The organism is Serratia sp. H402Y, from assembly GCF_051172415.1.
Taxonomy (GTDB): Bacteria; Pseudomonadota; Gammaproteobacteria; order Enterobacterales; family Enterobacteriaceae; genus Serratia; species Serratia ureilytica.
Map to the genome: position 1 here is coordinate 1370855 of NZ_JBPIYZ010000001.1, position 19143 is coordinate 1389997.

The window sequence follows — 19143 nt, forward strand, 5'->3', positions numbered from 1 at the left end:
TGGCTGGCGTTTGAGGATGCTGTGGTTATTTGGTCAGGATCAATTTCCCTGCCTTGGTCTGCCGCAGTTGATAGCGCTGGCCCTGATGGGTAATGAACGCGATGCCGTCGGCGCCGAGCAGCTGTGCGCTGTCGTAGCTGGGCGGCGCGTTTGCGCTGTGTTCGGTCGGGGCCGCGGCGGCGGGAGTTGGCGTGTTGGCAGTATCCATCATCTTTGTGCTTATAAAACAGACCATTAAATGGTAATTAATATCAAATTGAGAATCATTATCATGTGATGGAAAGGTTACATCAAGGAAAATTTTCTTACCGATGGAACCTTTTTGCCGAACGGACATCCGGCGACGGGCCGAACGCGCTCGGCCCGTAAAAAAGAGGGGATTATTTCAGCAGGGTTTCGATACGGTCGAACAGACGCTCAGGTTTGGTGATCGGCGCAAAGCGCGTGACACGTTGACCATCGGCGGTGAGCAGGAATTTGGTGAAATTCCATTTGATGCGGCGGCTGCCCAGAATGCCGGGCGCCAGGCGTTTCAGTTCGTTGAACAGCGGATGGGCGCCGGGGCCGTTGACCTCTATTTTGTTGAACAGCGGGAAACTGACGCCGTAGTTGAGGCTGCAAAAATTGGCGATCTCAAGCGGACTGCCCGGCTCCTGAGCACCAAACTGGTTGCAAGGGAAGCCGAGCACCATCAACCCGCGTTCGCGATAGTATTGCCACAAATTTTCCAGCCCGCGGTATTGCGGGGTGAAGCCGCACTTGCTGGCGGTGTTGACCACCAGGTAAGCGCGCGCCGGGAAATCGCCCAGCGTTTTTTGCTCGCCCTGCAGCGTGACGCAGGGGATGGATAACAGAGAGTGAATCATGCCGGGGCTCCCAGTGCGTTGCGGCGGGTGTTAAAGGATTGCGATCAGTATAGATGAGCGAAACAGGGGAGATAAAGCCGGGGCGTGGCCCCGGCCTGCGATAGGCTAGAAGCGGCTATCGATGGCATCCGCCAGCATCGCCAGCAGCTGTTCGCTGTCGGACCAGCTCAGGCAAGGATCGGTGATCGACTGGCCATAGGTCAGCGGCTGGCCGGCGACGATTTTCTGCGTGCCTTCCACCAGGAAGCTTTCCGCCATCACGCCGGTGATGGCGGCAGAGCCGGCGCGGATCTGCTGGCAGACATTGTCGGCCACTTCCAACTGACGGCGATGCATCTTCTGGCAGTTGCCGTGGCTGAAGTCGATCACCAGGTGCTCCGGCAGATCGAATTCACGCAGGCTGTCACAGGCGGCGGCGATATCGCTGGAGTGGTAGTTCGGCGTTTTGCCGCCGCGCATGATGATGTGGCCGTACGGGTTGCCGCTGGTCTGGTAGATGGTCATCTGACCATGTTTGTCCGGCGACAGGAACATGTGCCCGGCGCGCGCCGCGCGAATGGCGTCGATGGCGATGCGGGTGTTGCCGTCGGTGCCGTTTTTGAAGCCGACCGGGCAGGAGAGCGCCGAGGCCATTTCACGGTGGATCTGGCTTTCGGTGGTGCGCGCGCCGATGGCGCCCCAGCTGATCAGATCGGCGATGTATTGGCCGACGACCATGTCCAGGAATTCGGTGGCGGTCGGCAGGCCGAGCTGGTTCACCTCCAGCAGCAGGCGGCGCGCCATTTCGATGCCGCGGTTGACCTGGAAGGTGCCGTCCAGCGCCGGATCGGAGATCAGGCCTTTCCAGCCGACAACGGTGCGCGGTTTTTCGAAGTAGGTGCGCATCACGATCTCCAGGCGATCCTGATAGCGTTCGCGCAGGGCGTTCAGCCGGCCGGCGTAATCGACGGCGGCGTCGAGATCGTGGATGGAGCAGGGGCCGATCACCACCAGCAGGCGGCGGTCTTCACCGGTAAGGATTTTTTCAATGCGTTTACGTGACGCTGTCACGTTATCGGCGACGGCCGCCGAGATCGGCAGCTTATCCGCCAACGCTTGCGGTGTGACGAGGCTGTCGATGCGCGCGGTCCGCAGTTCATCTGTTTTGTGCATGTTGTTCCCTGGAAACTGTTCTTCTCTGCGGCAGGAGCGCCGGGAAGTGATGGCGATCACAATAACGCAAAAAGCGCTGAATTCAACCGTAGAGATTGCGTTCTGTTGATCAAAGCCGCGAAAAAAAGCACAAAAAAATCAGCTACTGCTGAAATAAACGGCAGGCGGCGGGGCGCGATGGCCCCGCAGGGAAAGATCAGAACATGCGGCGGCTCATGCCGAGGATATCGAGGATTTTGGTGGAGATCTCTTCGACCGAATAGTTGGTGGTGTTGAGGTAGCGGATCTGGTTTTTGCGGAACAGCGCCTCGACCTCGGCGATTTCCATGCGGCACTGGCGCAAGGAGGCGTAACGGCTGTTTTCGCGCCGCTCTTCACGGATCGCCGCCAGGCGCTCCGGATCGATGGTCAGGCCGAATAATTTATGCTGAAACGGTTTCAGCGAGGCCGGCAGATGCAAATTGTCCATATCGTCGGCGATAAACGGGTAGTTGGCGGCGCGGATGCCGAACTGCATCGCCAGATAGAGGCTGGTGGGGGTTTTGCCGCAGCGCGAGACGCCGAGCAGGATCACCTGCGCCTGATCGAGGTTGCGCAGCGAAATGCCGTCATCGTGCGCCAGAGTATAGTCGATGGCGGCGATGCGGGCGTCGTACTTGCCGAGGTTGCTGGCGGTCAGGCCGTGGGTGCGGTTCGGCACCGGCGTCGGTTCCACGTCCAGTTCGCCCTGCAGCGGGCCGACCAGCGCCTGCACGATATCCTGGCAGAAGCCCTGGCTCTGGACGATCACATCGCGCACTTCCGGCGAGATGATGGAGTAAAACACCAACGGGCGCACGCCGGTTTCATGGTAAATATCATCGATTTGCTGGCGAACTGCGCGTGCGCGGGCCTCGGTTTCGACAAACGGCAGGGTATAGGTGGTCGCCGTGACCGGGAACTGCGACAGCACCGCGTGTCCCAGCACTTCGGCGGTGATCGCCGTACCATCCGAAATATAAAAAACGCTTCTTTCCACCCGAGGCTCCTTACCTGAAAACGGTGTTCCTGCTGTCATCACTGTCAATATCATGGGCCGCAGACGATCCGTCGGTAAAGGGGCGAGAGAAAAAATTGTGACGGCGGGGCGATAAACCGCCATGCGGCGGCGCAGGCGGAAAGCGCGATTAGCGGCCATAAAAAGTGCGGCCCAGCGGCGCTTTTCCACCTGAAGCGCGAGTTTGCCGTTATTTTCACCAAAAACGGTAGCGTTTGCGCGGTCGTTAAAACAGAAGTTTAAAAAGAACGTAATTAGTTGAGAACTAAGCTTTTCGTGCGTTTGGGAACGGTTCCCAGGCAAATCAGCCGGTTAGGACATTCTCTTAAAAACCACTTTCTTCAGTGGGTTGATCGATTCACCTTTCCATTTTCCCCGGATCAGTGTGCTAGTCTGATTCGGCTCCGCGTTTAGCGGCGCCGTAAAGCAAGCGAATTAAATCCGTCTTTACCCTACTGATAGCAATAAGGATTGTCTCGATGTCCAACAATGGCCCAGACTTGCGTAATGTGCTTTGGTACAACCAGCTTGGCATGCACGACGTTGACCGTGTCGGCGGCAAAAACGCTTCCCTCGGTGAAATGATCACCAATCTTTCCGATTTGGGCGTGGCCGTGCCGAACGGTTTTGCCACCACCGCGCAGGCGTTTAACGATTTCCTCGAACAAAGCGGTGTTAACCAGCGCATCTATCAGTTACTGGATCAGACTGACGTTGACGACGTTGCACAACTGGCCAAAGCCGGTGCCCAGATCCGCCAATGGGTGATCGACACGCCGTTCCACGCCGAGTTCGAGCGTGAAATTCATCAGGCTTACCAACAGCTCGCCGACGGCGAACCGGAAGCCTCCTTTGCGGTGCGCTCCTCCGCCACGGCGGAAGACATGCCGGACGCTTCCTTTGCCGGCCAGCAGGAAACCTTCCTCAACGTGCAGGGCATCGACGCCGTGATGGTGGCGATCAAGCACGTGTTCGCGTCGCTGTTCAATGACCGCGCCATCTCTTATCGCGTGCACCAGGGCTACGACCACCGCGGCGTCGCGCTGTCGGCGGGCGTACAGCGCATGGTGCGCTCCGATCTGGCCTCCTCGGGCGTGATGTTCACCATCGACACCGAGTCCGGCTTTGATCAGGTGGTGTTCATCACCTCCGCCTTCGGTCTGGGTGAGATGGTGGTGCAGGGCGCGGTGAACCCGGATGAGTTCTATGTGCACAAGCCGACGTTGCAAAAAGGCAAGCCGGCGATCGTGCGCCGCAACCTGGGCTCGAAAAAAATCCGCATGGTGTACGCGCCGTCGCAGGATCACGGCAAGCAGGTGCGCATCGAAGACGTGCCGGAAGCGCAGCGCAGCCGGTTCTCGCTGACCGATGACGAAGTGCAGGCGCTGGCGCATCAAGCGATCCTGATCGAAAAACATTACGGCCGCCCGATGGATATCGAGTGGGCGAAAGACGGCCACACCGGCAAACTGCTGATCGTGCAGGCGCGCCCGGAGACCGTTCGCTCCAATGAACAGACCATGGAACGCTATCAGCTGAACGGCTCCAGCCCGGTGCTGGTGGAAGGCCGCGCCATCGGTCATCGCATCGGCGCCGGTCCGGTGAAAGTGATTCACGATATCAGCGAAATGGATCGCATCCAGCCGGGCGACGTGCTGGTGACCGACATGACCGACCCGGACTGGGAGCCGATCATGAAGAAGGCCGCTGCGATCGTCACCAACCGCGGCGGGCGCACCTGCCACGCGGCGATCATCGCCCGTGAGCTGGGCATTCCGGCGGTAGTGGGCTGTGGCCACGCCACCGACGTGCTGAAAGACGGCCAGAAAGTCACCGTATCCTGTGCGGAAGGCGACACCGGCTTCGTTTACAGCGACATGCTGGACTTCAGCGTGCAGAGCTCCGAAGTGACCGAACTGCCGGATCTGCCGCTGAAGATCATGATGAACGTCGGCAACCCGGATCGCGCTTTCGACTTCGCGCGTTTGCCGAACGAAGGCGTGGGCCTGGCGCGGCTGGAATTCATCATCAACCGCATGATTGGCGTGCACCCGCGCGCGCTGCTGGAGTTCGATCAGCAAACGCCGGCGTTGCAAAACGAAATTCGCGCGTTGATGCAGGGCTATGACCACCCGGTCGAGTTCTACGTCGGTCGTTTGACCGAAGGGATCGCGACGCTGGGCGCCGCCTTCTGGCCGAAGCGCGTGATCGTGCGTCTGTCCGACTTCAAATCCAACGAGTACGCCAACCTGGTGGGCGGCGACAAGTATGAACCGCACGAAGAGAACCCGATGCTGGGCTTCCGCGGGGCCGGCCGCTACGTGGCCGACAGCTTCCGCGATTGCTTCGCGCTGGAGTGCGAAGCGGTGAAACGCGTGCGTAACGAAATGGGGCTGACCAACGTCGAAATCATGGTGCCGTTCGTGCGCACCGTGGCGCAGGCGGAAGCGGTGGTGGCCGAGCTGGCGCGTCAGGGGCTGAAGCGCGGCGAAAACGGGCTGAAAGTGATCATGATGTGCGAGATCCCGTCCAATGCGCTGCTCGCGGATCAGTTCCTTGAGCACTTCGACGGCTTCTCCATCGGCTCCAACGACATGACCCAGCTGGCGCTGGGGCTGGATCGCGACTCCGGCGTGGTGTCGGAACTGTTCGACGAACGCAACGACGCGGTGAAAGCGCTGCTGTCGATGGCGATCCAGGCGGCCAAACGCCACGGCAAATACGTCGGTATCTGCGGCCAGGGGCCGTCCGACCATGAAGACTTCGCCGAGTGGTTGATGGAGCAGGGCATCGATAGCCTGTCGCTCAATCCGGATACCGTAGTGCAGACCTGGATCAACTTGTCGAAAAAGAAATAAGGCTTCGGCGTTGCTAAGGCATTAATACCCGGCCGCAGTTTACGCTGCGGCCTTTTTATTTCTGAATGTAAATAACGGCGCGTTAAATAATCAATTTGGCGAAAAAAGAATAAAAAAAAGCCCATCGTAGGAGATGGGCAAAGACTACACACAGCAATTCACATGTATGGCATTACATTGTTCAGAAAGGTTGCTTTAAAATCAGTGATTTGAAGCAATAGATGGCCATAATACTAGATATTTGAACGCGACTAGTCATTAAGAATCATCCTAATCGATAGCGGTATCACCATTTATTTGCGGGCGTTATCTCTTTTTGCATTTTGCAGCAAACACGGATTTACATTGCACCTTTCCATTTGCCGCGCCTTAATCAATAAACAACGGCATTATATTTGGCGAAGATATTACCCGAATGAGGTAGGCGTAGTGAGAGGGGAAACTCTTCCGCCCGGCGATGCGGGCGGAAGGGAGGGCGATTAACGTTTTTCCAGTTCTTCGATCACTTGCTCCGGCGCGGTGGTCGGCTCCGGCGCTTCATCCATCCAGGCGGTCAGCAGGCGATAAGACACCGCCAACACCACCGGGCCGATGAACAGGCCGATCATGCCGAAGGCCAGCAAACCGCCGATAACGCCGGACAGGATCAGCAGCAGCGGCAGATCGGCGCCCATGCGGATCAGCACCGGGCGCAGCACGTTATCCAGCGTGGCCACCACGCAGCTCCAGACCAGCAGCACGGTGCCCCAGGTGGTGTCGCCGTGCCAGTACAGCCAAATGATGGCCGGCACCAGCACCAACAGCGGCCCCAATTGCGCCACACAGCAGATGAAGATCAGCATCGTCAACAGGGTGGCGGCCGGAATGCCGCTTACCGCCAGACCGATGCCGCCCAGCACCGACTGCACCAGTGCCGTCACTACCACGCCCAGCGCGACCGCGCGGATCGCCTGGCCGCCCAGCAGCACCGCCGCATCGCCGCGCGCGGAACCGAGGCGCACCGCAAAGTGACGGATACCCAGCGCGACCTGTTCGCCGCGCGCGTACAACAAGGCGCTGAACAGCAGCATCAGCGCGCAGTGCAGCAGCAGGCGGCCGATATGCGCCGCCTGCGCCACGAACCAGGTGGCGGTCTGGCCGAAGTATGGCTGTACCTTCGCCAGCAGCGCGGCGCCGCCGGCGTTAACCAGCGTATGGTAGCTGGTATAGAGCCTGTCGCCGATCATCGGGACGGATTGCAGCCAGGCGAGGTCGGGAATATGCAGCTTGCCTGGCGAGCTGGCCCAGGCGATCAGCGGCGCGCTGTTATCCACCACGCTGCTGATCAGCAGGGAGATGGGCAGAATGAACAGCAGGATCAACAGCAGGGTCATGACCAGCACCGCCAGCGAGCGGCGGCCCCACAGCAGCTTTTGCAGTTTGAGCAGCAGCGGCCAGGTGGCGATGACCACCATGCCCGCCCAGGCGAAGCCGAGAATGAACGGTTGGATCACCCAGAAACAGGCGACGATCATGATGGCGATAAACAGCACGCCGAAAATAATTCGCGGTAAGTCGTAACGCGATTGCGGGAGTGGCATCAGTGGGTTCTCATCCTGGTCAATTAAATCCCTGGCACCGGCGAATCGGGGTGCCTGTCGGTCGGTTTATCACCGCCGGGCGGCCGCCTGTGGCGGCGCTCGCAGGGCGGTAATAATGTGAATGCCTTCACTAAACGAGTATGTTAGTTTTTAGTGTCACTAAAAAATAGGGTGGGTCTGAATTAAAGGCCCGATTCAGCGTACATCAGCGCATAAAAAATAGACGGACAGGGTCAAAAAAGCGAATGATCCCACAGATTTCTCAGGCGCCCGGCCTCGTTCAACGGGTGCTCGACTTTTTGGAAGCACTGAAGCAAAACGGATTCAACGGCGATACCGCCACCAGCTACGCCGACCGGCTGACGATGGCCACCGACAACAGCATTTACCAGCTGTTGCCCGATGCGGTGGTGTTTCCCCGTTCCACCGCCGACGTGGCGCTGATCGCCCGCCTGGCGGGGGAAGAGCGTTTCAATACGCTGACCTTCAGCCCGCGCGGCGGCGGCACCGGCACCAACGGTCAGTCGCTCAATACCGGCATCGTGGTCGATATGTCGCGTCATATGAACCGCATTCTGGAGATCAACGTCGAACAGGGCTGGGTGAAAGTCGAAGCCGGGGTCATCAAGGATCAGCTGAATCAATATTTGCGTCCGTTCGGCTACTTCTTCTCGCCGGAACTGTCCACCAGCAACCGCGCCACCTTGGGCGGCATGATCAACACCGACGCCTCCGGCCAGGGCTCGCTGGTATACGGTAAAACCTCCGATCACGTGTTGGGCCTGCGGGCGGTGCTGCTGGGCGGCGAGATGATCGACACCCGCGCCATGCCGACGGCGCTGGCGGAAACGATTGCCCTGGAAGAGACCGCCGAAGGGCGCATCTACCGCACGGTGCTGAATCGCTGCCGCGAGCAGCGCGCGCTGATCCTGGAAAAATTTCCCAAACTCAACCGCTTCCTCACCGGCTACGACCTGCGCCACGTGCTGAGCGACGATCTGCACACCTTCGATCTGACGCGCATCCTCACCGGTGCGGAAGGCACGCTGGCCTTTATCACCGAAGCGCGGCTGGACATTACGCCGCTGCCGAAGGTGCGTCGTCTGGTTAACGTGAAATACGACTCCTTCGACTCGGCGCTGCGCAATGCGCCCTTTATGGTCGAGGCCAAGGCGCTGTCGGTGGAAACCATCGACTCCAAGGTGCTGAATCTGGCGCGTGAAGATATTGTTTGGCATTCGGTAAGCGAACTGATCGCCGACGTGCCGGATAAAGAGATGCTTGGGCTGAACATCGTCGAATTCGCCGGCGACGATCGCGCGCTGATCGACGGCCAGATGGAGACCCTGTGCCAACGGCTGGATGAACTGATCGCCCAGCGGCAGGCCGGCGTGATCGGGTACCAGATCTGCGGCGACCTGGCGGGCATCGAGCGCATTTACAACATGCGCAAGAAGGCGGTCGGGCTGCTGGGCAACGCCAAAGGGCGCGCCAAGCCGATCCCGTTCGCCGAGGATACTTGCGTGCCGCCGCAGCACCTGGCGGACTATATCGTCGAGTTCCGCCAACTGCTCGACGACCACAAGCTGAGCTATGGCATGTTCGGCCACGTCGATGCCGGGGTGCTGCACGTGCGTCCGGCGCTCGACATGTGCGATCCCCAGCAGGAAGTGCTGATGAAGCAGATCTCCGATCGGGTGGTGGCGCTCACCGCCAAATACGGCGGCCTGCTGTGGGGCGAGCATGGCAAGGGGTTCCGCGCCGAGTACAGCCCTGAATTCTTCGGGGAAACGCTGTACGAGGAGCTGCGCCGCATCAAGACGGCGTTCGATCCGGATAACCGTCTTAACCCGGGCAAGATCTGTGCGCCGCTGGCGGTGGATGCGCCGATGATGCAGGTGGATGCGGTCAAACGCGGCACCTTCGATCGCCAGATCCCGGTCGAGGTGCGCACCTCGTTCCGCGGCGCGCTGGAGTGTAACGGCAACGGCCTGTGCTTCAACTTCGACGTGCGCAGCCCGATGTGCCCGTCGATGAAGATCAGCGGCAACCGCATTCATTCGCCGAAAGGGCGGGCGACGCTGGTGCGCGAGTGGCTGCGTCTGTTGGCCGAGCAGGGCGTCGATCCGTTGGCGCTGGAGAAACAGCTGCCGCAGCAGCGCCTCAGCTTGCGCGGTCTAATCGAGAAAACCCGCAACAGCTGGCATGCCGGCAAGGGCGAGTACGACTTTTCGCACGAAGTGAAAGAGGCGATGTCCGGCTGTCTGGCCTGCAAGGCCTGTTCCACCCAGTGCCCGATCAAAATTGACGTGCCGGGGTTCCGTTCGCGCTTCCTGCAGCTTTACCATACCCGCTACCTGCGCCCGGTGAGCGACTACATGGTCGCCGGCGTAGAGAGCTATACCCCATTGATGGCCCGCGCGCCGAAGGTGTTCAACTTCTTCTTCCGCCAGCCGTGGCTGCGGGAGATGAGCCGCAACGCCGTCGGCATGGTCGATCTGCCGCTGTTGTCCAGCCCGACGCTGCGTCAGCAGCTGTCAGGCCACCGGGCGACCACGCTGACGCTGGAACAGTTGGAAGGGTTGAACGCCGAGCAACGCGAAGAACACGTGCTGATTGTTCAGGATCCGTTCACCAGCTATTACGACGCCAAAGTGGTGGCGGATTTCGTCCGGCTGGTGGAAAAGCTCGGTTATAAACCGGTGCTGCTGCCGTTCTCGCCGAACGGCAAGGCGCAGCATGTGAAGGGCTTCCTGACGCGGTTCGCCCGCACCGCGCGCAAAACCGCCGATTTCCTCAACCGCGTGGCGCAGCTCGGCATGCCGCTGGTGGGCGTCGATCCGGCGCTGGTGCTGTGCTATCGCGACGAATACCGCGAGATCCTCGGCGCCGAGCGCGGCGATTTCCAGGTGCAGCTGGTGCATGAATGGTTGCAACAGCGGATCGCGGATCGCGCCGAACAGCCGGCGACCGGCGAACCCTGGTATCTGTTCGGTCACTGCACCGAAACCACCGCGCTGCCGGCCAGCGGCCAACAGTGGGCGGCGATCTTCGCCCGCTTCGGCGCCCGGCTGGAGAACGTCAGCGTCGGCTGCTGCGGCATGGCCGGCACTTACGGCCATGAAGCCAAGAACCTGCAAAACTCGCTCGGCATTTATGAGCTATCATGGCATCCGACGCTGCAGCGTTTGCCGCGTCAGCGCTGCCTGGCGACCGGCTATTCCTGCCGCAGCCAGGTGAAACGCATTGAGGGCAATGGCGTGCGACACCCATTACAGGCACTTCTGGAGATGATTGAGTGAAATTGTGGAAACGTGAAACATCGCTGGAGCAGCTGAACCGCGCCGGCGACGGCTGCATGGTCAGCCATGTGGGCATCGAGTTTACTCAGCTGGGCGAGGATTTCCTGGAGGCCACCATGCCGGTGGACGGCCGCACCCGGCAGCCGTTCGGGCTGTTGCACGGCGGGGCGTCGGTGGTGCTGGCGGAATCGATGGGATCGATGGCCGGCTACCTGTGCAGCGAAGGCGAACAGAAGGTGGTGGGGCTGGAGATCAACGCCAACCACCTGCGGGCGGTGTTCGATGGCCAGGTGCGCGGGGTGTGCCGCGCGCTGCACGTTGGCCGCCGTCATCAGGTGTGGCAGATAGAGATCTTCGACGCGCGCGATCGGCTGTGCTGCACCTCGCGTCTGACCACGGCGGTCATCGACTGATCCCCGCCGGTTTCCGCAGGCGATCGGCCTGCGGAGCGCTTCGTTTTACAGCTGAAACGGCACGCGTTTGACGAAGTCCTTCTGAAACGCGTTCGCCTTCTCCCAGGTGCCTTCCATCGCATATTTTTGGCAGATCAGCGTCAGCGTGTGGCGGGCGAAGTGGTAGCTTTGCACCCGAAACAGCTGGCAGCGCTGCGGATTGTTGATCTCGACGATCAGCCGGTTGTGCAGCTTGCTGAGCGCGTGCAGATAGCTGTCATCATCGCCGTTCTCCAGGCAAAGATTGGCCATGGTGAGGCTGACGCTGTTGTACCGCTTCAGATGATCAATATTGCATTCCGGGCGGCGCAGCGCCGCTTCGGCCATATAAAAGTCCACCGTGGCGTCGCGCACGCTGAATTTGTAGTCATCAATCTTGCCCAGCAACCATGCGTTAATCGAAAGAGTCATTGGCTTCGCGCTCAAATTCAAATTGAATGATAATCATTATCATATAAACTGCCGCGTTGCCGATCAATCCCCGTGGCGGCGTTTTTTCATTCCATGGGGGTAAAAGGCCATCGACGGCCCAACTTAACCCAGAGCGACTAAACTTTAACTTAAAGGCCGCGCCTTGCGCCGCGGCGCAAAATGCCGATAAACGCACATTTACGACAGACAGAATGCAGAAATAGGTATTTTCTATGAATGTTTAGATCGGCAACGCACCGCGGCGCTGTAACGCTGACGGGCCACCGGGGAGTGCGGTACGGTGATGCAGGATAAAGAACAAATTCATAGGGATAGCATGCACGCCTTGCCGCCACACGCCGCAAGCCGCCACGGATGTCCCGCTGGCTTGCCGCACGCCGCAGCGAAAAACCGCGCTCGCGGCGGATACCCCCGCAAAACAAACGGTTGAAGTGATAATCGTTATCACTAACATATAAGTAACCCAGATTGGCTGTGGCCAAACACGAGTGTGAGGTAGACCCTATGCAAACGGAAAATGTCGGCACTTTTTCTTTGGACGAGAATGTCTGGCAAGGCATTTCGCTCAGCGACAGCGCCGTACGACAAATAACGAAACTGATGCAGCAGGATCCGCAGGTGAAAGGGCTGCAGCTAGGGGTAAAACAATCCGGCTGCGCCGGCTTTGCCTATGTGCTGGATCTGACCCGCGAACCCGCCGATGACGATCTGCTGTTTGAGCGCGACGGCGCCAAACTCTATGTGCCGCTGAAGGCGATGCCGTTTATTGACGGCACCACGGTAGATTATGTCCGCGAAGGGCTGAATCAGATATTCAAATTCAATAACCCTAAAGCTCAGCATGCCTGCGGGTGCGGCGAGAGTTTTGGCGTTTGAGCGATGCAATCAACATGACACGAAGCAATGTAGAAATGCCTAATGAAGTGCAGGCTTGGGTCAGCGAAGGTCGCTACAAAGAAGGTTTCTTCACCCAGCTGGCAACCGATGAGTTGGCCAAGGGCATCAACGAAGAGGTGGTGCGCGCTATCTCGGCCAAGCGCAACGAACCCGAGTGGATGCTGGAATTCCGCCTCGAGGCCTACCGCGCCTGGCTGCAGATGGAAGAGCCGCACTGGCTGAAGGCCAATTACGAACGCCTTAACTACCAGGACTACAGTTACTATTCGGCGCCGTCCTGCGGCAGCTGCGACGACGCCTGCGGTTCGCAGCCCGGCGCCGAGCAGCAACCGGGCGCGGCGACGGAAAAAGATTACCTGACCAGCGAAGTGGAGCTGGCGTTTAACCAGCTCGGCGTGCCGGTGCGCGAGGGCAGCGAGGTGGCGGTGGACGCTATCTTCGACTCGGTCTCGGTCGCCACCACTTACCGTGAAAAACTGGCGGAGAGCGGGGTGATCTTCTGCTCGTTCGGCGAAGCGATCCAGGAATACCCGGATCTGGTGCGTCAGTATCTGGGGCGCGTGGTGCCGTCCAACGATAACTTCTTCGCCGCGCTGAACGCCGCGGTGGCCTCCGACGGCACCTTCGTCTACGTGCCGAAGGGCGTGCGCTGTCCGATGGAGCTGTCGACCTATTTCCGCATTAATGCCGCCAAAACCGGCCAGTTCGAGCGCACCATTCTGATCGCCGACGAAGGCAGCTACGTCAGCTACATCGAAGGCTGTTCCGCCCCGGTGCGCGACAGCTATCAGCTGCATGCGGCGGTGGTGGAAGTGATCCTGCATAAAGACGCCGAAGTGAAATACTCGACGGTGCAGAACTGGTTCTCCGGCGGTGAGAGCAAGGGCGGCATCCTCAACTTCGTCACCAAGCGCGCGCTGTGCGAAGGCGCCGGCTCGAAAATGTCCTGGACCCAGTCGGAAACCGGCTCGGCCATCACCTGGAAATACCCGAGCGTGATCCTTCAGGGCGACAATTCGATCGGCGAATTCTTCTCGGTGGCGCTGACCAGCGGCCATCAGCAGGCGGACACCGGCACCAAGATGATCCACATCGGCAAAAACACCAGGTCGACCATCATCGCCAAAGGCATTTCCGCCGGCCACAGCGAGAACACCTATCGCGGCCTGGTGAAAATCCTGCCGGGGGCGGAAAACGCCCGTAACTTTACCCAGTGCGACTCGATGCTGATCGGGCCGGACAGCGGCGCCCACACGTTCCCTTACGTTGAAGCGCGCAACAACAGCGCGCAGCTGGAGCACGAAGCCACCACCTCGAAGATTGGCGACGACCAGCTGTTCTACTGCCTGCAGCGCGGCATCAGCGAGGATGACGCCATTTCGATGATCGTCAACGGTTTCTGCAAGGACGTTTTCTCCGAGCTGCCGCTGGAGTTCGCCGTCGAGGCGCAGAAACTTTTGGCCATCAGCCTGGAACACAGCGTGGGCTAATCGCCGCATTTTTAGCGCCGTCGGCGCTATCTGAGGACACAGCATGTTAAGCATCAAGAATTTGAAAGTCAGCGTGGAAGGCAACGAGATCCTCAAGGGATTGGATCTGGAGATCAAACCGGGCGAAGTGCACGCCATCATGGGGCCGAACGGCTCGGGCAAGAGCACGCTGTCCGCCACGCTGGCCGGGCGTGAAGAGTACGAAGTGACCGAAGGGGAAGTCACCTTCAAGGGCAAGGACCTGCTGGAGTTGGATCCGGAAGATCGCGCGGGCGAAGGCGTGTTCTTGGCGTTCCAGTACCCGGTCGAGATCCCCGGCGTCAGCAACCACTTCTTCCTGCAGACGTCGGTCAACGCGGTGCGCAAATACCGCGAACAGGAGCCGCTGGATCGCTTTGACTTCGCCGATTTCATCGAAGAGAAGATCGCGCTGCTGGATATGCCGGCCGATCTGCTGACGCGTTCGGTCAACGTCGGCTTTTCCGGCGGCGAGAAAAAGCGCAACGACATTCTGCAGATGGCGGCGCTGGAGCCGGATCTGTGCATTCTCGATGAAACCGACTCCGGTCTGGACATCGATGCGCTCAAAATCGTCGCCAACGGCGTCAACTCGCTGCGGGACGGCAAGCGCGCCTTTATCATCGTCACGCACTACCAGCGCATTTTGGACTACATCCAGCCGGATTACGTACACGTGCTGTCCCAGGGGCGCATCGTCAAATCCGGCGATTTCTCGCTGGTGAAACAGTTGGAGGAGCAAGGCTATGGCTGGCTTACCGACCAACAGTAACGCCAACGCGTTGCAGCAGCTGTATCGTCTGTTCGAAGGCCGCGGCGGCGAGCGTTCGCCCCATGCGCTGGCGCACTGGCAGCAGGCGCTGAGACTCGGCTGGCCGACGCGCAAACATGAGAACTGGAAATACACGCCGCTCGAGGGGCTGCTGGAGCAGCAATTCCTTGAGCCGCAGCCCGCATCCGTGAACGCCGCGCAGCTCGAGGCGCTGGCGCTCGGTATCGACGCCTGCCGGCTGGTGTTTATCGACGGCCGCTACAGTGCCGCGCTCAGCGATGGCGATCTGGGCGACTACCAGTTCGAGCTGACCGCTTACGGCACGCCGCAGGCGCTGCCGGAGCCCATTCAGCCCGAAGTCTTCCTGCATCTGACCGAAAGCCTGGCGCAGGAAACCAGCCTGATCCGTCTGCCGGCCGGCAAAGCCCCCACACGGCCGCTGTACCTGCTGCATATCAGCAGCGGCCGCGGCGTGACGGGGGAAGTGAATACCGTGCATCATCGTCATCATCTGGAGATTGGGCGCGGGGCCGAGGCGGAAGTGATCGAACACTATGTCAGCCTGAGCGAGGCCGCGCACTTTACCGGCGCGCGCCTGACCGCCAACGTGGCGGACAACGCCGGGCTGTTGCACTGCAAGCTGGCGTTTGAAAGCCGGCCGAGCTACCACTTTGCCCATAACGATCTGGTCATCGGCCGCGACGCGCGGGTGAAAAGCGACAGCTTCCTGTTGGGCGCCGGCCTGACGCGCCACAACACCAGCGCGCAGCTGAACGGCGAAGGCGCCAATCTGGTGATCAACAGCCTGGTGCTGCCGGTGGGCAAGGAGATCTGCGATACCCGCACCTATCTGGAACACAACAAGGGCTACTGCGAAAGCCGCCAGCTGCATAAAACCGTGGTCAGCGATCGCGGCAAAGCGGTGTTCAACGGCATGATCAAAGTGGCCAAACACGCCATCAAAACCGACGGGCAGATGACCAACCACAATCTGTTGTTGGGGAAAGTGGCGGAAGTGGATACCAAGCCGCAGCTGGAGATCTACGCTGACGACGTTAAGTGCAGCCACGGTGCCACCGTGGGGCGTATCGATGAAGAACAGCTGTTTTATCTGCAGTCGCGCGGCATCGACAAACGCGCGGCGCAGCAGATGATTATCTTCGCCTTCGCCGCCGAGCTGACCGAAGGCATCGCCAATGACACCATCCGGGAACGGGTGCTGGCGCGCATCGCCCAGCGCCTGCCGGGGGAGGCTGCATGAGTTATCCGATTGAACGCGTGCGTGGTGACTTCCCGCTGCTGGCGCGCGAGGTGAACGGCCAACCGCTGGCCTACCTCGACAGCGCCGCCAGCGCGCAGAAACCGCAGACGGTGATCGACCGCGAACTGGATTTCTATCGCCACGGCTATGCCGCGGTGCATCGCGGCATCCACACCCTAAGCGCCGAGGCGACTCAGCAGATGGAAGCGGTGCGGGAACAGGCGGCGCGCTTTATCAACGCCGCCTCGGCGGAAGAGATGGTGTTCGTCAAGGGCACCACCGAAGGCATTAACCTGGTGGCCAACAGCTTTGGCCGCCACCGGCTGCAGTCGGGCGACGCGATTCTCATCACCGAGATGGAGCACCACGCCAACATCGTGCCCTGGCAGATGCTGGCGCAGGAGCGCGGTCTGCAGCTGCGAGTTTGGCCGCTGCAGCCCGACGGCACGCTGGATCTGGCGCGGTTGCCGGAACTGGTCGACGCGTCCTGCAAACTGCTGGCGCTGACCGAGGTCTCCAACGTGCTGGGCACCGTCAACCCGGTGCGCGACATCATCGCCCGCGCCAGAGCCCTGGCGCCGGATCTGACGGTGCTGGTGGACGGCGCGCAGGCGGTGATGCACCAGCGCGTCGATGTTCAGGCGCTGGACTGCGATTTCTACGTGTTTTCCGGCCATAAGCTGTATGGCCCTTCCGGTATCGGCATGCTGTATGGGCGCCAGGCGCTCCTGCAGCAGATGCCGCCGTGGGAAGGGGGCGGTTCGATGATCCGTCAGGTCAGCCTGACGGCGGGCACCACCTTCGCCGATCCGCCCTGGCGCTTCGAGGCCGGTTCGCCGAATACCGCCGGCATCATGGGGCTGGGCGCGGCGTTCGATTACGTCGAAGCCCTGGGGCTGAATGCGATCCGCGATTATGAACAGTCGCTGATGCATTACGCGCTTGAGGCGCTCAAGCAGGTGCCGACGCTGAAAATCTATGGTCCGGCGCATCGGGCCGGGGTGATTGCCTTCAATTTGGGGGAACACCACGCCTATGACGTCGGCAGCTTCCTCGATCAGTACGGCATCGCTATTCGCACCGGCCACCATTGCGCCATGCCGCTGATGGCGTTTTATCAGGTGCCGAGCATGTGCCGCGCGTCGCTGGCGTTATATAATACCCGCGAAGAGGTGGACCGGCTGGTGGCCGGGCTGCAACGCATTCATCAGCTGTTAGGCTAGCCGGGGCGCGTCCTCGGCGGTACAAAAGGATCCCCATGGCGAATTTGCCGGACAAAGACAAATTGGTGCGTAATTTCTCCCGCTGTTTGAACTGGGAGGAGAAATACCTGTACGTGATTGAACTCGGTGCCAAATTGCCGCCGCTGGACGAGGCCGAGCGGCAGGCCGAGAACCTGATTTCCGGCTGCCAGAGCCAGGTGTGGATCGTGATGCGCCGCGATGAGCAAGGGCAGGTCGAATTCCATGGCGATAGCGACGCGGCGATCGTCAAAGGGCTGCTGGCGGTGGTGTTTATTCTTTATCGTCAATTGACGCCACAGCAAATCGTCGAGCTCGACGTGCGGCCGTTTTTCACCGAGCTGGCGCTCAGCCAACATCTGACGCCTTCGCGCTCGCAGGGGCTGGAGGCGATGATCCGCGCCATTCGCAGTAAAGCCGCTCAGCTGGCCTGATCCTTAACGCCACTGCTCTTTAAAGGCTCATTGATATATTCGCTTTGTCAATGAGTCTTTACAATCCGCCGTTTTCCCCAGGGTTCATCCCCCAATTCAGTGATATTTCAGCAGCTTACCCATTGACGTTTCGTTGACAATCAACGACGGCGATTACGTTATAACGTGTTGATTTTTAGAGAACTTATTGCCTTTGATGCCAGCGTTGCTAGTATTAATCAGGTATTGTCTGATTTACCCACCGCCAGGCGCTCGTTAGCCTTGGGGGCGAACCGTCATAAAAAATATAGGGATGATAATGAAACGTGCGTTGAGTTTAATGGGCATGGTCTTCGCCACCGTACTGGCCGGCACGCAGGCCGCCAGTGCGACCGAATACCCGCTGCCGCCGCCGGACAGCCGTCTGATCGGCGAGAACACCACTTATACCGTGCCAAACGACGGCCGTCCGCTGGAGGCGATCGCCGCCGACTACAAGATTGGCCTGCTGGGCATGCTGGAAGCCAACCCCGGCACCGATCCGTTCCTGCCTAAGCCGGGTACGGTGCTGACCATTCCGACCCAAATGCTGCTGCCTGACACCAAGCGTGAAGGGATCATCGTCAACCTGGCAGAGCTGCGCCTTTACTACTATCCGAAAGGCGAGAATAAAGTGATCGTCTATCCGATCGGTATCGGCCAGACCGGGATGCACACGCCGCTGGAGGTGACTTCTATCAGCCAAAAGATCCCTAACCCAACCTGGACGCCCACCGCCAACATCCGCAAGCGCTATCAATCCCAGGGCGTGACGCTGCCTGCGGTGGTGCCGGCCGGCCCTGAGAACCCGATGGGGCTGTTCGCCCTGCGTCTGGCGATGGGGCGCGGTGAATACCTGATCCACGGTACCAACGCCAACTTCGGTATCGGCATGCGCGTCAGCTCCGGCTGTATTCGCCTGCGTCCGACGGATATCGAGGCGCTGTTCAACATGGTGCCGCGCGGTACGCGGGTGCAAGTGATCAACGATCCGGTGAAGATTTCGGTCGAGCCGGACGGCAAACGCTATGTGGAAGTGCACCAGCCGCTGTCGCGGGTGGAAAGCGACGATCCGCAGACCATGCCGATCGCGTTGTCTAAAGCGGAGAAAGCCTTTGCTGCCGATGGGCAAACCGATCGCGCCGTGTTCGATAGCGCGGTTGTCCGCCGCTCTGGCATGCCGGTGCTGGTCAACGTAGGGGAGAGCCCGTCTGAGGTGAGTTTAACGCCTGCAGCGGCTCCTGCGGCGAATAAGAGCCCATTCAAGGCAGCGCCAATCAGCTCGGTGAACTAAGTTTGCCGGATTGAGCGGTCGAAGAGGGGTTCAGCGTGCT

At 60.0% G+C, this 19143-nt stretch carries 16 protein-coding genes and 1 other RNA gene; 10 read left to right on the forward strand and 7 right to left on the reverse strand.

Going from position 1 to position 19143, the window contains the following annotated elements; genetic code table 11:
• Window positions 1-25 precede the first annotated feature (25 nt).
• From hemP to ppsR, 4 genes are all read right to left on the reverse strand, one after another.
• Entirely contained in the window at window positions 26-208 is a 183-nt protein-coding gene (hemP, locus tag ACSBQS_RS06965; RefSeq protein ID WP_016927944.1) for a hemin uptake protein HemP, read from the reverse strand.
• A gap of 172 nt (window positions 209-380) precedes the next feature.
• A complete protein-coding gene (locus ACSBQS_RS06970) occupies window positions 381-866 on the reverse strand; it encodes a glutathione peroxidase (protein WP_353440360.1) in 486 nt (161 codons plus the stop codon).
• A 105-nt stretch (window positions 867-971) separates the two neighbouring features.
• The gene (locus ACSBQS_RS06975; RefSeq protein WP_434990066.1) at window positions 972-2018 is read right to left on the reverse strand and encodes a 3-deoxy-7-phosphoheptulonate synthase; all 1047 of its coding nucleotides are present in this window, start codon (window positions 2016-2018) and stop codon (window positions 972-974) included.
• A gap of 196 nt (window positions 2019-2214) precedes the next feature.
• Complete coding sequence (ppsR, locus tag ACSBQS_RS06980) at window positions 2215-3075, reverse strand: posphoenolpyruvate synthetase regulatory kinase/phosphorylase PpsR (RefSeq protein ID WP_160880175.1); 861 nt, start codon at window positions 3073-3075, stop codon at window positions 2215-2217.
• A 458-nt stretch (window positions 3076-3533) separates the two neighbouring features.
• Between ppsR and ppsA the strand changes: the two genes are divergently transcribed.
• On the forward strand, window positions 3534-5912 hold the full coding sequence (ppsA, locus tag ACSBQS_RS06985; RefSeq protein WP_033642901.1) for a phosphoenolpyruvate synthase: 2379 nt from the start codon (window positions 3534-3536) through the stop codon (window positions 5910-5912).
• 109 nt (window positions 5913-6021) lie between these two features.
• Here ppsA and rprA read toward each other — a convergent pair.
• An RNA gene (gene rprA / locus ACSBQS_RS06990) (antisense sRNA RprA) lies at window positions 6022-6131 on the reverse strand.
• Between the two features lie 260 nt (window positions 6132-6391).
• Window positions 6392-7492 carry an AI-2E family transporter YdiK gene (gene ydiK / locus ACSBQS_RS06995; RefSeq protein WP_117187489.1) on the reverse strand — a complete coding sequence of 367 codons (1101 nt, stop codon included), beginning with the start codon at window positions 7490-7492 and terminating at the stop codon, window positions 6392-6394.
• A 245-nt stretch (window positions 7493-7737) separates the two neighbouring features.
• On the opposite strand from ydiK, the gene ydiJ reads away from it, so the two are divergent.
• Both ydiJ and menI read left to right on the forward strand, forming a co-directional pair.
• Window positions 7738-10794, forward strand: coding sequence for a D-2-hydroxyglutarate dehydrogenase YdiJ (ydiJ, locus tag ACSBQS_RS07000; RefSeq protein WP_434990069.1), 3057 nt, complete (start codon window positions 7738-7740; stop codon window positions 10792-10794).
• A complete protein-coding gene (gene menI, locus ACSBQS_RS07005; RefSeq protein WP_016927938.1) occupies window positions 10791-11207 on the forward strand; it encodes a 1,4-dihydroxy-2-naphthoyl-CoA hydrolase in 417 nt (138 codons plus the stop codon). Before ydiJ ends, menI begins: the two co-directional genes overlap by 4 nt.
• Before the next feature lie 45 nt (window positions 11208-11252).
• Here menI and ACSBQS_RS07010 read toward each other — a convergent pair whose 3' ends face one another.
• Window positions 11253-11657 carry a hypothetical protein gene (locus tag ACSBQS_RS07010; RefSeq protein WP_004931369.1) on the reverse strand — a complete coding sequence of 135 codons (405 nt, stop codon included), beginning with the start codon at window positions 11655-11657 and terminating at the stop codon, window positions 11253-11255.
• 525 nt (window positions 11658-12182) lie between these two features.
• Here ACSBQS_RS07010 and sufA point away from each other — a divergent pair.
• The 7 genes from sufA to ACSBQS_RS07045 all read left to right on the forward strand — a co-directional run bounded on the left by sufA (window position 12183) and on the right by ACSBQS_RS07045 (window position 19103).
• Window positions 12183-12554 carry a Fe-S cluster assembly scaffold SufA gene (gene sufA / locus ACSBQS_RS07015; RefSeq protein ID WP_004931368.1) on the forward strand — a complete coding sequence of 124 codons (372 nt, stop codon included), beginning with the start codon at window positions 12183-12185 and terminating at the stop codon, window positions 12552-12554.
• Between the two features lie 14 nt (window positions 12555-12568).
• Window positions 12569-14065, forward strand: a complete 1497-nt coding sequence (gene sufB, locus ACSBQS_RS07020; RefSeq protein WP_004931367.1) for a Fe-S cluster assembly protein SufB — start codon at window positions 12569-12571, stop codon at window positions 14063-14065.
• Window positions 14066-14108: 43 nt separating this feature from the next.
• Window positions 14109-14855: a Fe-S cluster assembly ATPase SufC gene (gene sufC, locus ACSBQS_RS07025; RefSeq protein WP_016927936.1), complete on the forward strand. Its 747-nt coding sequence runs from the start codon at window positions 14109-14111 to the stop codon at window positions 14853-14855.
• Window positions 14830-16116: a Fe-S cluster assembly protein SufD gene (sufD, locus tag ACSBQS_RS07030; RefSeq protein WP_108680613.1), complete on the forward strand. Its 1287-nt coding sequence runs from the start codon at window positions 14830-14832 to the stop codon at window positions 16114-16116. Before sufC ends, sufD begins: the two co-directional genes overlap by 26 nt.
• The gene (gene sufS, locus ACSBQS_RS07035) at window positions 16113-17339 is read left to right on the forward strand and encodes a cysteine desulfurase SufS (RefSeq protein ID WP_197666316.1); all 1227 of its coding nucleotides are present in this window, start codon (window positions 16113-16115) and stop codon (window positions 17337-17339) included. Before sufD ends, sufS begins: the two co-directional genes overlap by 4 nt.
• A gap of 35 nt (window positions 17340-17374) precedes the next feature.
• A complete protein-coding gene (gene sufE, locus ACSBQS_RS07040) occupies window positions 17375-17791 on the forward strand; it encodes a cysteine desulfuration protein SufE (RefSeq protein ID WP_047026200.1) in 417 nt (138 codons plus the stop codon).
• A gap of 298 nt (window positions 17792-18089) precedes the next feature.
• A complete protein-coding gene (locus ACSBQS_RS07045; RefSeq protein WP_033652724.1) occupies window positions 18090-19103 on the forward strand; it encodes a L,D-transpeptidase family protein in 1014 nt (337 codons plus the stop codon).
• Window positions 19104-19143 lie beyond the last annotated feature (40 nt).